At 65.1% G+C, this 13,600-nt stretch carries 12 protein-coding genes; 7 read left to right on the plus strand and 5 right to left on the minus strand.

Annotation, left to right across the window (positions count from 1 at the left end; all coding sequences use genetic code 11):
• Nucleotides 1-206: 206 nt before the first annotated feature.
• Both ACIA48_RS18230 and ACIA48_RS18235 read left to right on the plus strand, forming a co-directional pair.
• The gene (locus ACIA48_RS18230; RefSeq protein ID WP_396734331.1) at nucleotides 207-2,420 is read left to right on the plus strand and encodes a SulP family inorganic anion transporter; all 2,214 of its coding nucleotides are present in this window, start codon (nucleotides 207-209) and stop codon (nucleotides 2,418-2,420) included.
• A gap of 16 nt (nucleotides 2,421-2,436) precedes the next feature.
• Complete coding sequence (locus ACIA48_RS18235) at nucleotides 2,437-3,411, plus strand: DUF4349 domain-containing protein (protein WP_396734334.1); 975 nt, start codon at nucleotides 2,437-2,439, stop codon at nucleotides 3,409-3,411.
• On the opposite strand, the gene ACIA48_RS18240 is transcribed toward ACIA48_RS18235, so the two are convergent.
• Nucleotides 3,349-4,122 carry a hypothetical protein gene (locus ACIA48_RS18240; RefSeq protein ID WP_396734336.1) on the minus strand — a complete coding sequence of 258 codons (774 nt, stop codon included), beginning with the start codon at nucleotides 4,120-4,122 and terminating at the stop codon, nucleotides 3,349-3,351. The genes ACIA48_RS18235 and ACIA48_RS18240 overlap by 63 nt on opposite strands.
• Nucleotides 4,123-4,273: 151 nt before the next feature.
• Between ACIA48_RS18240 and ACIA48_RS18245 the strand changes: the two genes are divergently transcribed.
• A complete protein-coding gene (locus ACIA48_RS18245) occupies nucleotides 4,274-5,542 on the plus strand; it encodes a cation:proton antiporter (protein ID WP_396734339.1) in 1,269 nt (422 codons plus the stop codon).
• Here ACIA48_RS18245 and ACIA48_RS18250 read toward each other — a convergent pair.
• The 3 genes from ACIA48_RS18250 to ACIA48_RS18260 all read right to left on the minus strand — a co-directional run bounded on the left by ACIA48_RS18250 (nucleotide 5,498) and on the right by ACIA48_RS18260 (nucleotide 8,408).
• The gene (locus tag ACIA48_RS18250; protein ID WP_396734341.1) at nucleotides 5,498-5,932 is read right to left on the minus strand and encodes a hypothetical protein; all 435 of its coding nucleotides are present in this window, start codon (nucleotides 5,930-5,932) and stop codon (nucleotides 5,498-5,500) included. The genes ACIA48_RS18245 and ACIA48_RS18250 overlap by 45 nt on opposite strands.
• Before the next feature lie 6 nt (nucleotides 5,933-5,938).
• Nucleotides 5,939-7,999, minus strand: coding sequence for a hypothetical protein (locus ACIA48_RS18255; protein WP_396734344.1), 2,061 nt, complete (start codon nucleotides 7,997-7,999; stop codon nucleotides 5,939-5,941).
• 118 nt (nucleotides 8,000-8,117) lie between these two features.
• Nucleotides 8,118-8,408, minus strand: coding sequence for a WhiB family transcriptional regulator (locus ACIA48_RS18260; protein ID WP_014209031.1), 291 nt, complete (start codon nucleotides 8,406-8,408; stop codon nucleotides 8,118-8,120).
• A gap of 440 nt (nucleotides 8,409-8,848) precedes the next feature.
• Here ACIA48_RS18260 and ACIA48_RS18265 point away from each other — a divergent pair, with 440 nt between their 5' ends.
• From ACIA48_RS18265 to ACIA48_RS18275, 3 genes are all read left to right on the plus strand, one after another.
• Nucleotides 8,849-9,637 carry a hypothetical protein gene (locus ACIA48_RS18265; protein ID WP_396734347.1) on the plus strand — a complete coding sequence of 263 codons (789 nt, stop codon included), beginning with the start codon at nucleotides 8,849-8,851 and terminating at the stop codon, nucleotides 9,635-9,637.
• Between the two features lie 91 nt (nucleotides 9,638-9,728).
• The gene (locus ACIA48_RS18270; RefSeq protein WP_396734349.1) at nucleotides 9,729-10,307 is read left to right on the plus strand and encodes a sigma-70 family RNA polymerase sigma factor; all 579 of its coding nucleotides are present in this window, start codon (nucleotides 9,729-9,731) and stop codon (nucleotides 10,305-10,307) included.
• The gene (locus tag ACIA48_RS18275; protein WP_396734352.1) at nucleotides 10,300-11,487 is read left to right on the plus strand and encodes an anti-sigma-D factor RsdA; all 1,188 of its coding nucleotides are present in this window, start codon (nucleotides 10,300-10,302) and stop codon (nucleotides 11,485-11,487) included. The genes ACIA48_RS18270 and ACIA48_RS18275 overlap by 8 nt, the downstream gene beginning before the upstream one ends.
• A gap of 16 nt (nucleotides 11,488-11,503) precedes the next feature.
• Here the strand turns inward: ACIA48_RS18275 and ACIA48_RS18280 are convergent, their stop codons facing one another.
• Nucleotides 11,504-11,908, minus strand: coding sequence for a DUF5319 domain-containing protein (locus ACIA48_RS18280; protein ID WP_014209027.1), 405 nt, complete (start codon nucleotides 11,906-11,908; stop codon nucleotides 11,504-11,506).
• Nucleotides 11,909-12,047: 139 nt separating this feature from the next.
• Here ACIA48_RS18280 and guaB point away from each other — a divergent pair, with 139 nt between their 5' ends.
• Nucleotides 12,048-13,589 (plus strand): IMP dehydrogenase, encoded by a 1,542-nt coding sequence (gene guaB, locus ACIA48_RS18285; protein ID WP_396734354.1) that lies wholly within the window; start codon nucleotides 12,048-12,050, stop codon nucleotides 13,587-13,589.
• Nucleotides 13,590-13,600: the final 11 nt, after the last annotated feature.

Here is a 13,600-nt window from a genome sequence, read left to right on the forward strand (position 1 = left end):
GGGTTGGGGTCTGGCCGCTTGGCGCCCCCGGGGGGGGGGGGTGGGAGCGCCCCCCCCCGCCCGCCCCCCCCCCCCCGCCCCCCCGCCCCCCCCCCCCCCCCCCCCCCCCCCACGACTTAGTTCCAGCTAGATGTTCTCCAATCCTCCAGTGGGCGAGCTACTTTCGCTCCTTGATCGGTCGAGCCACATGAACAAAGGAGCCGAAGTTGCAAGTAGATTCGACAGTAAAACCGGGTGCCCGACTGGCGCCGATCCTTCGTTACGATCTGCCGGCCTCGCTGGTCGTGTTTCTGGTGGCGCTGCCTCTGTCACTGGGCATTGCCATCGCCTCGGGCGCTCCTGCCCTCGCCGGGCTGATCGCTGCGATCGTCGGCGGTATCGTCGCGGGCGCCCTGGGCGGATCGCCGCTGCAGGTCAGCGGTCCGGCTGCCGGGCTGACAGTGGTGGTCGCCAGCCTGGTTGCGCAGTTCGGGTGGAAGGTCACGTGCGCAATCACAGTGGCGGCAGGCGTCCTGCAGGTGCTATTCGGAATGAGTCGAGTAGCACGCGCGGCGTTGGCCATCTCGCCGGTGGTGGTTCACGCGATGCTTGCGGGAATCGGCCTCACCATTGCGTTACAGCAGGTCCATGTACTCCTGGGCGGACAGATCAACAGCTCGGCATGGCGCAACATCACCGAACTGCCTAATCAGCTGATGAACGCGCACGGACCGGGGCTGGTACTCGGTGCGCTGGTGATCGCTGTCCTGGCCGGGTGGCGGTGGTTGCCGAAGCCGCTTGCCAAGGTGCCGGGTCCCTTGGTCGCGATATTGCTGGCAACCGTACTCGCTGCGGTGCTGGCACTCGACGTGGAACGTGTTCGCCTCGACGGATCGCTCCTCGACGCGCTCGCTCTGCCCAGTCTTCCGGACGGGAACTGGGGCGCCTTCGCGGTGGGCGTGCTGACCGTCGCACTCATCGCCAGCGTCGAAAGCCTCTTGTCGGCTGTTTCGATTGACCGCATGCACAACGGTCCACGAACGAACTTCGATCGCGAAATGATCGGCCAAGGCGCCGCCAACATCACCTCTGGAGCCATCGGCGGATTACCGGTGACAGGAGTCATCGTACGAAGCTCGACCAACGTCAATTCCGGTGCGAGAACGCGTGCTTCGGCGATCCTGCACGGAGTGTGGGTATTGATCTTCGCGCTGCCGTTCGCAGGCTTGGCAGAGCAGATCCCGACCGTCGCACTGGCGGGGCTCCTCATCGTGATCGGGATCCAGCTTGTCAAGCGAGCTCACATCGAAACCGCGCGCCGCACGGGAGACATTGCGGTCTACGCCGTCACCTTGCTCGGCGTGGTGTTCCTGAACCTACTCGAGGGCGTGCTGATCGGACTGGCGCTGGCCATCGTTCTCGTACTCTGGCGCGTGGTGCGCGCGCGGATCAAAGCCGAACCGATCGGTGACGGGGAGTGGCGCGTCCTGGTCGAGGGCTCCTGCAGCTTCCTGTCGCTTCCGCGCCTGGCGAAGACGTTGGCCACCGTCCCGGCCGGGTCGGCGGTGACGGTCGAGTTGTCGGTGGACTATATCGATCATGCGGCGCATGAGGTGATCGAGGACTGGTGCCGTCAGCATCGCAATGCTGGTGGGACCGTGGAGATCTGCGAGGTCGGCTCCGTTGAGATGCACAGCGCCGTGGAGCGACCTCCGGTACGGGAAATTACGCCGCTCGACGTGCGCTCCGGTGTGGTGCCCTGGAGCTCATGGCAGAACGGGAACAGCGTCGACGCCGCTGTCTTCACCGGTGTCGACGTGTACCAGCGCCGCACCGCTCCTTATCTGAAGCCACACATGGAAAGGCTCGCGCACGCGCAACGCCCCGAGACGCTGTTCATCACCTGCACCGACTCCCGTCTCGTCCCGAACATCATTACGAGCAGTGGCCCCGGCGATCTGTTCACGGTGCGCAACGTCGGTAACCTGGTCCCAGAAGACCGGCGGGACAATTCGATCGAGGCTGCGATCGCCTTTGCGGTGGACAAGCTCGAAGTCACGTCGATCGTGGTTTGCGGACACTCCAGCTGCGGCGCAATGAACGCGATTCTCCATGGTGGTGCCCCGCTCAGTGAGGCCGATGAACATCTGTCGGAATGGTTGAAGCACGGGGATGCCGCGCTGATCGAATTCGACGACGGCAACCATCCGGTGGCACGGTCGGCAGCAGATGCGGGGTTCGGTCGCGTGGATCAGCTGAGCGTGGTCAGCGTCGCCACCCAAGTCGAGACGTTGCAGCGGCACCCGCTCGTTCGGACACGCACTCAGCTGGAGGTCGTCGGATTGTTCTACGACATCCCCAGTGCATCGGTTCTTCGCGTCACGCCTGAGCTCATTGATTTCCCTATCCAACCAGCGAAAATGGTCGAACTTCACAGCTAATGGCATGGTGGCTGCCATGAGCAGCACTTCCAGCAGGTTGTACCGCAAATGGTTGGCGGTGGCGATTGCCGGCATCGCAACACTGGGTCTCGTGACGGCGTGCGCAGGGTCGGGCCCGTCGCGGCACGAGAACGACGCGCCCGCGTCGAAGTTCACCACCGATGGCGCCGCCGCCGGCGCACCGGAGGCCCCGCCGCCTCAGGAGCCCGCGCCGGTGCAGGACGCCCAACGCGATGTCGTCAAGACCGCATCGATGACCATCACGGTGTCCAACACGTCCGAGGCCGCGGACAAGGCGGCGGTCATCGTCGAGGATGCCGACGGCCGAGTCGACAGCCGCAGCGAGAACGCGGGGTCCGACTCGGGATTGGCGCGCACCTCGGTCGTCCTGCGCGTCCCGGTGGACAAGCTCGACGGTGTGGTGCGCGAGCTCAAGACACTCGGGACCGTGCAGTCGGCCGAAACCAGCTCCGAGGATGTGACGGCACAGCGTGTCGATCTCGACGCCCGCATCAAAGCGCTGCAGACCTCGGTGGACCGATTGCTGGCGATCATGCGCGATGCCCGCGACCCCGAAGCGCTCATCGCCGCCGAAGACGCGCTCTCACAGCGCCAGGCCGACTTGGACAGCCTGCGTGCACAGCGTGAGGCCCTCGGCGACCGCATCGAATACAGCACCGTCAACGCCACCTTCGTGGCCGAGACGATCGGTGGACCGGCGCCGGAGCAGTATCAGGGCTTTCTGGGCCAGGTCGAACGTGGTTGGGACGCATTGGTTTCCGTCGGAAGCAACCTGGTGCTGCTTTTCGGTCTCATGCTGCCCTGGCTGCTCGTTGTGGCCGCCGTCGTCGCGCTGTGCTACGGCGTGATCCGCGTGGCCGGCGCCCGTCAGCCCAAGCCCGTGGTTGTCGCGAAACCGGCCGGTGCATCAGACGTGGACGCGGCGCACAACCCGCCTCCAGCTGACCAACAGGATGACGGGAATCAATAGCAGCGACGTGCGAGATATGAACTGAGTCAGTACATCGTCTTTCAGCAGCCCGGGCCCCGCGAAGTAGCCGAAGAGCAGGAGGGTTGCGGTCACCAAAACCGCCGCCCGGCCCACGGGAGTGCAGATGCCACTGGCATCCAGCGATGTCGGCATCACGGTGCGATAGAAATCGACCATCGCCGCCAGGGTCAGGTATCCGATCACCACGTACAGCCACCACCACGACTGGCCTGAACCCCAGGTCCAGTTGTGCATGTCGTCACTCGGTGCCGCGACGCGGATCGGAACGTAGCAGTAGAAGTTGCCGACCTCCATGCACAGCAACCAGAACGTGGAGTAGGCGACAAGTCGGTGCGCACTCTTGCGCCACAAAGGCGCGACGAAGCGAAAGATCAGGTACAGCAGCGCATTGACCGCGATCCCGGATAATGCCACGACAGCGACAGCCAGATGTCTCCCGGATGCCATCGCGGCGGCATAGTCGACGTGTTCGTCGACTTCGTCAAGAAACAGAATGTTGAAAATGCTGTTGCTACCCCAGTGAATCGGCCAGGGGCTCGATTTGATGCCCAGGAACCAGGCGGCGAACGAGTGCCCGTATTCGTGTGTCATGAAGGACACGTAGTACGTCACGAGAAGAACCAAGGGTGTTGATGCCAACAGCAGCCACATCGATCGGGAACCGGAAGAATCCGCCGGGTGCACTGCCATGCGCTCTCCAACCGTTCGGCCTGCCGGTCGTCCCACGCGGGAGCATAGGCATACGCGCGACAAAATTCCTTGAAATTCCTTGAAATTTGCGGATTTCGGTTGCCATAACCGGCAGCCCGCCAACGTGATTCGCGATATTCTGGCTTGCCAAATGGATAACACCACGTTGTTCACACTGACGGCTATGGTGTTGTGCTATGCGGTGATCTCAGCGTTGGTCAAACGGTGGTATGTCGCGCCTGCCTTGATATTCATGCTGTGCGGAATGGCTTTGGGGCCGTTCGGTATCGGCGCGATCGAGGTTGGCCACGACGTAGGCGATTACTTGATCGTCGCCGAGTTGGCGCTCACATTGATCCTCTTCAATCAAGCAGCCGCTCTCGACTTGTCGGCGGTCGTTCGTCGCCACGGCATCACCGTCCGGCTGTTGGTGGTCGGCATCCCGGTGTCTCTCGGCCTGGGCACTTTGACCGCGCTGCTACTCATCCCCTATATGTCGGTTGCGGGCGCGATCGCTGTGGGGGCGATCGCAGCTCCCGCGGAGGTCGCGCTCATCTCAGCTTTGCTGGAGGATCGCCGCATCCCGGAGACTGTCCGCCATGCGTTGTCGACGGAGAGCGGGCTCTACGACGGATTCGCGCTGACCACGCTGGTACTCGCACTTGCGGTGTACGAGGCCCACGAGCGGGCCCCGCACCAGCGGTTTGATGATGTGGCGTGGTTCCTGGTCCGCACCGAAGTCATGTCCGTCGTTGCCGGTCTGATCCTCGGTGCGATCGGGGGCGTGGTGATCACTTGGTCGCGTCGGCGCGGCTGGATGGGCGACACGTGGGCCCAGTTGTCGATGTTGGTAGGTGCGTTGCTGTGTTTCCAGGTCGGTCAGCTGTCGGACGGCAGTGGTCTGGTGGCTGCCTTTGCCGGTGGACTCGCGTTTGCCTTTGTCGCGGAACGGAGGGGAGGCGGACCTGACACGCATGTCTCAGATGCCGCCGCTCATCTGCTGGAACTTGTCGTCTTCGCGATGTTCGGCGCCTACGCCGTGGTTGGGGCCTGGCGCGAAGTTGAGTGGCGGGTGGTGGCCTTCGTCATCGTCGCTGTGTTCGCGGTGCGTCTCATCGCTGTCTCGTTGGCGTTGATCCGTACCGACCTGCCGCCCAGAGACCGGCTGTTCATCGGCTGGTTCGGACCGCGCGGCCTGGGCACCATTGTTCTGGGCCTGCTGATGATCGAACATATCGAACTACGTGAGCCCGATCTCGAGCCCTGGATCACACAGTTGGTCGGAGTCGCGGTCTCGTTGAGCCTCGTTGTGCACAGCCTCACCGTGTGGCCGGGAATCAACTGGCTGGCAACGAAAGTACGCGCGGCCGGTGCATCAGACGTGGACGTCGCGAAGGCCGACGGCGAAGCGGAGGCCTGAGCAGTTGTAGCACCCCGCACAGCCAACACAGTTCGTGCAGCCGACGCACCCCAGGCACGCGACACACTTCTTGCAGAACGCGCACGCCACACACGCGATGCTGCCCGCGACGGCGAGAGACATTGCGGTAACCATGCTTCCGGCGACCGCGGCACTTCCGGCGGTTGCCATCGATCCGGCCACAGCTGTGCTGGCGACGGTGGCCGCCGAGCTGACCACACCGGCACTCGCCACCGTGGCTGCCGACCCGGCAACTGCGGTGCTCGCCACCGTCGCCGCCGAACCGGCCACTGCCGAGCTGACCGTGGTGGACACCGATCCGGCGACCGCCGTGCCGGCCGTTGCGGTTTCGAAGTTGTAAGGGTCCAGGTTTCCTGACACGGCGTCCATTTTGCGTCAGGCCCGCATCGCTGTCGCGGCGGTTCGGCTACGACCTTGTTCAAGCGTGGATCGCAGGACGCGTCGGACCAACCTCTCGAGCTTCGGTTCGTTCGGCCGGTGCTCCGTCGTCGCGGCGATCAGGGCCTCGAACGTCGGCGGGCCGTCCGACGGTGTGCACGTGGCAATGACTTCTTCGATGATGTCGATCGCTTGGCAGAGCCGGGTCGAAGGCTCGGCGATGTCGAGCTCAGTCCGCCACAGTGCGCCTTGGTGTGCGTAGGCCATCAAATCGGGCAGCCGCTTGGGTGCCACCGCGAGGGTTTCCGCGACGGCCTGCGCCCAACCGGTGAGGACGGTGAGGTCCTCGACTTCGAGCACCGGAGGCGACGGTGCAGACGTGTCGACGGGTTGTGGTTCCGAACCCGTTGCCGAGGCGTAGATCTGGTGTACGGATACGTCGAAGTAGTGGACCGCGTTGTCAATCGTCTTACGGCTGTCGGCGGTGCGCCGCAATGCGCGATCCCCGCAGATGGTCATCAGGACGCCGTGGGCACCGGCCTCCAACGGAACCTCGCGGGTACCCCGGACCGGGTCTCGCCATAGTCCGACGATGGGGGAGAAGCCGAAACCTGGCGGCTGGGAGCGCCGCACCATGCCGTAGGCGCTCAGTGTCGCGACCGCCGAGCCCGGATCGTCGGCCAAGATGCTGGCATACCGGCCGGCCCACCGCGACGTCAGCTGGGGCCCGTCGAGCAGTGGCGTGACGACGAGCGTCGGCCCCACCGATCGAACGACTTCGGCCACATCGTCGCGCTGGGACAGGTCCTCGCATATCAAGCAGCAGAGGGTTAGTTCCTCTCCCATTTCGATGAACTGGACCGTCCTTCGCGTGACGTCCATCGCCTCCCACCACCGGACGTGCGGGTGTAGGGCACCGCCGAGGTGGTACTGGTAAATCTGTGCTTCGTCGAGCGACCAACGGTGATGCTTGTTCTGCCGGATGTGGAACCACTGATCACGAGCCGAACCTGTTGCGGCTCTGTGCTCTTTGAGTCCCTTCTCCAGCTGCGAGTTCACGCCGATGTGCACCCAGTTGCCCGGCAACTGCCCCGTCTTCGGTGCCGGTTGCCGAACCCCGGCCATCAAGATGTTCACTCCGTGGCGGTCCAGGACGGCCTCGAGTTCCTCGAGATCGCTTTCATCGATTGCGCTTTCGGGAAAGACCACCACGTCAACACTGGAAACTTCATCGAGAGCGGCGATGATGGTGCGGTCCACCAGGTCGAAATCAAGCCGTTCCGGCGGGGCGAACTCGAAATAGCCGTAGGGCTCGCTGGTATGTCTGCGCACCGATCCTTCGACGGGGCGAAAGTCCGTTTCACGTATCCGCAGCGGCCAGGGAAGGAGGAGTAAGTTCGCGTACTCGGCCTGGACATCTGTGCCGCGATGCCGCACAGGAACCTTCGACCACCGGACCTGCGCACCGGGGCGATGAACGCACGCGTAGCGCGAAAACGAGCCCAGGGCAGTCGCATTGGGTGAAGTGCGGACCTTCGGAAGGACGCGCAGAAGGTCGGGGTGAATGCGGGCCAGGGATCCGGTTCGAGCCAGGAGCTCGCGCCCGCGGGCGCGATAGGTGTAGCCGTGATCATCGGGCCGACCCACCGGCGCGCCCAATCCGGCGCACGCCTCGTCGGCTATCGCGTGAAGTGTCAGTAGCGCCTCACACATCCGCCAGTCCCGACCCTCGGTGAGGTCGTCGATCGGGATCTGGATCTGGCCGCGAAAGACCTTCCATTCGCGGGCGAGGATTTCGGGAACCGTGCAGCTGTCTCGGTTGTCGACCCAGCCGCTCCACTCCCGGCCTGCGTCCTCGACCGCTTCGGCCCAGCTGACGTAGCGATCGGGCGGCCAGGTGGCGCCGCCCGGCGGGGACAACACGAAGCGATAGGCCTGGGTGTGGTCAAGGAGCACCTCGGTGAGGGCGAAGAGATCTGGCGGCCACTCGAGGATTTCGTCGGAGACAGAGACGCCGCTCAATGCCGCCCACATCGACTCGGGCGTCGGATCTACCACGGGCGGCTCCCTTATTTGTCGCTCATGCTAAGCGAGGATCAGCCGCGCGCCGTTTCGACCGAGAGAAGAAGGTCCCACCCGGCACGCCGGATGGGACCTTCGCTATGGGGAATCGTGGTTATGAAGCGCGCCGGATGCCCCGCTTCAGCAACAATTCGCGCTCGGACTCCGACAGGCCGCCCCAGATGCCGTAGGGCTCACCGACCGCCAGTGCATGCGAGCGGCACTGAGCGATCACGGGGCAGCTGCGGCACATCTCCTTGGCACGCATCTCACGCTGCGCGCGGGCCCGGCCGCGTTCGCCGTCGGGATGAAAGAACATGGACGAGTCGACGCCTCGGCAAAGGCCGGCGATCTGCCAATCCCAGATATCTGCGTTAGGTCCGGGAAGCTGTTGCGGCTGTGGCATTGGAAAACCCCTCTCTACACACCCATTTCGCCAACTACACGGGTGCGTGAGTTTTGGAACCGATCCGAGCGCAAGTCGCCGATGACTACTCGTGCACACAAACTAGGGGGGCTCACGAAATTCCGTCAATAGCCTGAGCATGTGCCAATTGACATAACAGCAGGTCCAGAATTTACTTCACGTTCATCTTGGGACACTTCGTCGACGAGATCGGTGTTTAGACAAACGTGATGCGGAGACCGCCAAGGCGTATTTGTCCTGATCGGGTCGATACATGCGACTCTGGCAATTATTCGCGACTCCGCTCCGCCTTACATGGAATTAACTTTTGCAGCACCAACTGTTAACCAAAGTGATTTTGGCCCCTTTTGAATACGAGTCCACCGGTACCGGGTAACCGCATCTGCTCGTTGCCGCCGTTGATACCGTCGCGGGCACCCATGATCACTTCCACGACAGACCTGGCAAACGCGGCGTTCGGGGATGACCCGGGATGCTGGCCGCTGCCTGCCGCGACAACTCCGCACGAGTCATGGCTGCGGGCGGTGGCGGCCGGTGGCCAGGGTCGCTACAGTAGTGCGCTGGCCGACCTCGCCGCGTTGCGCCGCGAGCCGCCCGGCCCGTTGGTGTCGTTGGCCCACAGCACCCGCGCATCGTTTCTGCGGCAGCTCGGCTGGCACGATCGGGCCCGCGCCTGGGACGGCCGGGCGTCGGCACTTGCGGGCACCGATCGCGAAGCGGGCGGCGACGCTCTGATCGGACTGGCCGCCGATGCGCTCGGCACGGGACGGTTCGCGGCGTCGGAGCGGGCGTTGCTCCGCGCGACCGACCTTCTCGACGGCCCGGTTTCGGCGCGACTGCAGGTGCGGATCGCCTGGGTGTCCGCGGAGCTCGCCATGGCCCGCGGAGAGGGTTCGGCCGCGGTGCGACACGCGGAAGCGGCCAGGGCCGCGGCCGCGACACTGGGCTCGGCCCGGCACACCGTCAAATCCCAGGTGGTCATGGCCGCCGCACTGTGCTGCGTCGGCGACCTCGACGGCTCCCGCCGGGTGGCCGATGCCGCGTTGGAGGACACCGAACAGCACGGAATGATTCCGCTGCGCTGGGCGTTGGCGTCCTTGCTGGTCGGTATCGGCAGCGCGACGCGGTCAGAAGTAGAGGTGGCCGGGATCCGAGACGGTTCTGCCGACACAGTCCGATCACGGGGCGGCGTGTGGGCCGTGCGCTGAGCCGGGAGCACGCCATCCTGAAAGTTATTGTTTAGCTGAGCCAAGCCCACCGGTAAGTGTCCGCTACGTAACGCTGGAGAGATCGCCCACGATGACAATTTCGGGAGAACATCTCGATGATGTCGTTGCTGAGGCTGTGGCAGGCAATCGAGACGCACTCCGGAGGGTGCTGGAGACCATTCGTCCCATCGTCGTCCGGTATTGCCGGGCGAGGGTTGGATCGACTGAACGAAGTGGCCTCTCAGCTGATGACGTCGCGCAGGAGGTGTGCTTGGCCGCCATAACGGCGCTGCCGCGGTACAAGGATCAGGGACGACCGTTCCTGGCCTTTGTGTACGGCATTGCAGCGCACAAGGTCGCTGACGCACATCGCGCAGCAGGCAGGAACCGCTCCGACCCGACGGATGTCGTGCCGGAACGCTTCTCGCTGGACGCTGGCCCCGAACAGATGGCGTTGGACTCCGAGGCATCGGCCCGGATGAAGCGGCTACTGGCGGTTTTGCCGGAGAAGCAACGCGAAATCCTGATCCTGCGTGTGGTCGTCGGCATGAGCGCCGAAGAGACCGCAGAAGCTGTCGGAAGTACGGCGGGTGCGGTCCGGGTCGCCCAGCACCGCGCACTCGCGCGGCTGAAGGACGAGATCATGTCGACGGGGCACGACTATGCCTGACTTCGGACGTTGGACTTCCAACGGAGGCGACCCGTCGCTCAACGAGATCAACCGCACCGATCAGCTGCTCGATGCGCTCGCGTACGAGCAGCCGGCCTATGCGGCCGATCGCGGTGAGGCCGAACTGATCAACTTGCTATCCGGTTGGCGAGACAACATTCGTGATGCGCCGCTGACGGTTCCTGTGACGCCGCGCGACGCGGTGATCGCGTTGGATACCGCACAACGTTCGCGCAAACGCTCGCGCAGGACGCTGGCCCTGGTCGGGTCGACCGCCGCCGCGGTGCTGTGCCTAGGTGGTTTCGCCAGCGTTGTTGCCGGCGCGGGACCGGGCGACTCCCTCTACGGGCTGCGCACGATGATTTTCGGCGAGGCGCCGGCCCCGCGGGACGACGCCGTCATGCTTGCTTCGCAGCAACTGGCCGAGGTGCAGCAGCTTGTCGACCAGGGGCAATGGGACGCCGCGCAGCAGAAGCTGGAGACGCTCACCACGACGGTGGCGACGGTCAATGACGACGTGCAGAAGCAAGAACTGGTCAGCCAATGGCAAGACCTGACGGTGAAGGTCGAGGCCCAGGACCCCGCGGCGGTGCTGCCGCCCGACGTTCCGCCGCCTACCTTCCCTGACGTGCCGGTGGTCATGCTCACACCGCCACCAGCCGACGGCACTTCGTCGGAGACGACGTCGCCGACGACACCGCCGTCTGAGACAACGTCGACGTCGGGAACCACGCCGTCGGAATCTCCGACGTCTCCGACGACGCCGCCATCGGAGACCCCGCCGGCCAGTCCGACGTCACCGGCCACCAGTCCGCCGGTGCAAGGCCCGCCGCCTTCGTCGGCCCCTGCGACTGCGACGGAGGAGCCGACGACGGAGGAGGAGCTCCCGCCGAGTTCTTCCGCACCGACGACGACCACCACCGTTGCGGCCACGACGCGACCCCAGCCGTTGCCGACATCGACCGTCACCGAGGCCGCCGAGGAGGCGCCGCCGGTAGAGGCTCCGCCGGCAACGGTCGAGGCACCACCTGTGACGGTTGAGGAACCTGCAGAAGTGGAGGCGCCGCCGACAACTCAGGCACCGCCGGTTCAACGACAAGAGCCGCCGGTACAACGGCGAGCCCCGGTTACGACCACATTCGCGGCGCCCGAACCCGAATCAGGCGGGGAGGGCAGCTAACCGGGGGTATGCGCTCTCAGCGATATCCGTCGGTGTCCGTCGTAGCCTCGTTGAGGGAAGCGTCGGCGTAGCCGCGGCAATAATCCCAGGTGACGTAGGCATCGGGTTCGGGATCGTAGGCTGGCTCGTGCGGCCGGACCGTCCCGTCGACCAGCAGCTGCAGCAGGTTCGCCCGCAGCATGTCCCAGTCGTGATAGTGGTCCTGCTGGCATTCGTCGCAGCAGACGACCAAACCGCGAATTCCCTTGTGTGCCAACAACGCTTCGTACACCGCTAAATCGGCGAGATCGGCCTCCACCGCGGTCCGCTCCTGTGGGTCCAGCGGTTGCCCGGGTTCCAGGGCGTCGAGCGCAGCCGAGGGGTCGCACGGGTCGTCGGCGAACGGATCGGGCGGCAAACCCGGCGGGAGGTGGTCGCGCACGACTCCACACTACGCAGCCGCCCACATTTCGCGCCAGCCGTCGCCCGGCATGGCGCAACCGGGAGTGTGGGGCCGAACCGGCGACGTCAATGCCGATAAGATGGGGAATCTAGCTCGTCTGTCTCGGGAGGCCCCACCCATGTCGATCGCCGAAAGCAGCCTTCCCCTCGCCGTTCCGGTGCCCACCGGCGGCGACGATCCGACGAAGATCGCGATGCTCGGCCTCACTTTCGACGATGTACTGCTGCTGCCCGCCGCCTCAGATGTGGTGCCCGCCACAGCTGATACCTCCAGCCAGTTGACCAAGAAGATCCGGCTGCGCGTCCCGCTCGTCAGCTCCGCGATGGACACCGTCACCGAATCGCGGATGGCCATCGCGATGGCCCGTGCCGGAGGCATGGGCGTGCTGCACCGCAACCTGCCCGTCGCCGAACAGGCAGGTCAGGTCGAGACGGTCAAGCGCTCCGAGGCCGGCATGGTCACCGACCCCGTCACCTGCTCACCTGACAACACGCTGGCCGAGGTCGACGCGATGTGCGCACGGTTCCGCATCTCGGGGTTGCCCGTCGTGGACTCGCTCGGTTCTCTTGTCGGGATCATCACCAATCGCGATATGCGCTTCGAGGTCGACCAGTCCAAACCGGTGTCCGAGGTGATGACGAAGGCCCCGTTGATCACTGCGCAGGAAGGGGTTTCGGCCGAGGCGGCACTGGGACTGTTGCGCCGCCACAAGATCGAGAAGCTGCCGATCGTCGACGGCAACGGCAAGCTGACCGGTCTGATCACCGTCAAGGACTTCGTCAAGACCGAGCAATTCCCCTTCGCGACGAAGGACAGCGATGGTCGGCTGCTCGTCGGCGCCGCCGTCGGTGTCGGCGACGACGCCTGGACGCGCGCGATGACGCTGACGGACGCCGGTGTCGACGTGCTCATAGTGGACACCGCGCACGCCCACAACCGTGGCGTGCTGGACATGGTGCATCGCGTCAAGGTGGCGGTCGGTGACCGCGTCGAGGTGATCGGCGGCAACGTCGCCACCCGCTCCGCCGCGGCCGCACTCGTCGAAGCGGGCGCCGACGCCGTGAAGGTCGGTGTCGGCCCGGGCTCGATTTGCACCACACGGGTCGTAGCCGGTGTCGGAGCTCCCCAGATCACTGCCATCCTCGAGGCCGTCGCCGCGTGCGCGCCCAAGGGCATTCCGGTCATCGCCGACGGGGGCCTGCAGTATTCGGGCGACATCGCCAAAGCCCTTGCCGCGGGCGCGTCCACAGCGATGCTGGGCTCGCTGCTCGCAGGCACCGCGGAGTCGCCTGGCGAGCTGATCTTCGTCAACGGCAAGCAGTTCAAGAGCTACCGCGGCATGGGTTCGCTCGGTGCGATGGCCGGGCGTGCGGGTGCGAGGTCGTACTCCAAAGACCGTTACTTCCAGGACGATGCGCTGTCCGAGGACAAGCTGGTGCCCGAGGGCATCGAGGGTCGGGTGCCGTTCCGCGGTCCGCTGTCGACGGTGATTCACCAACTCACCGGCGGGTTGCGCGCCGCCATGGGCTACACGGGCTCGGCCACGATCGAGCACCTGCAGCAGGCGCAGTTCGTACAGATCACCGCGGCTGGGTTGAAGGAGAGTCACCCGCACGACATCGCGATGACTGTCGAGGCCCCGAACTACTACACCCGCTGACAGGAAACTGA

The sequence above is a fragment of the Mycobacterium sp. NPDC051804 genome (assembly GCF_044452905.1).
Classification (GTDB): domain Bacteria; phylum Actinomycetota; class Actinomycetes; order Mycobacteriales; family Mycobacteriaceae; genus Mycobacterium.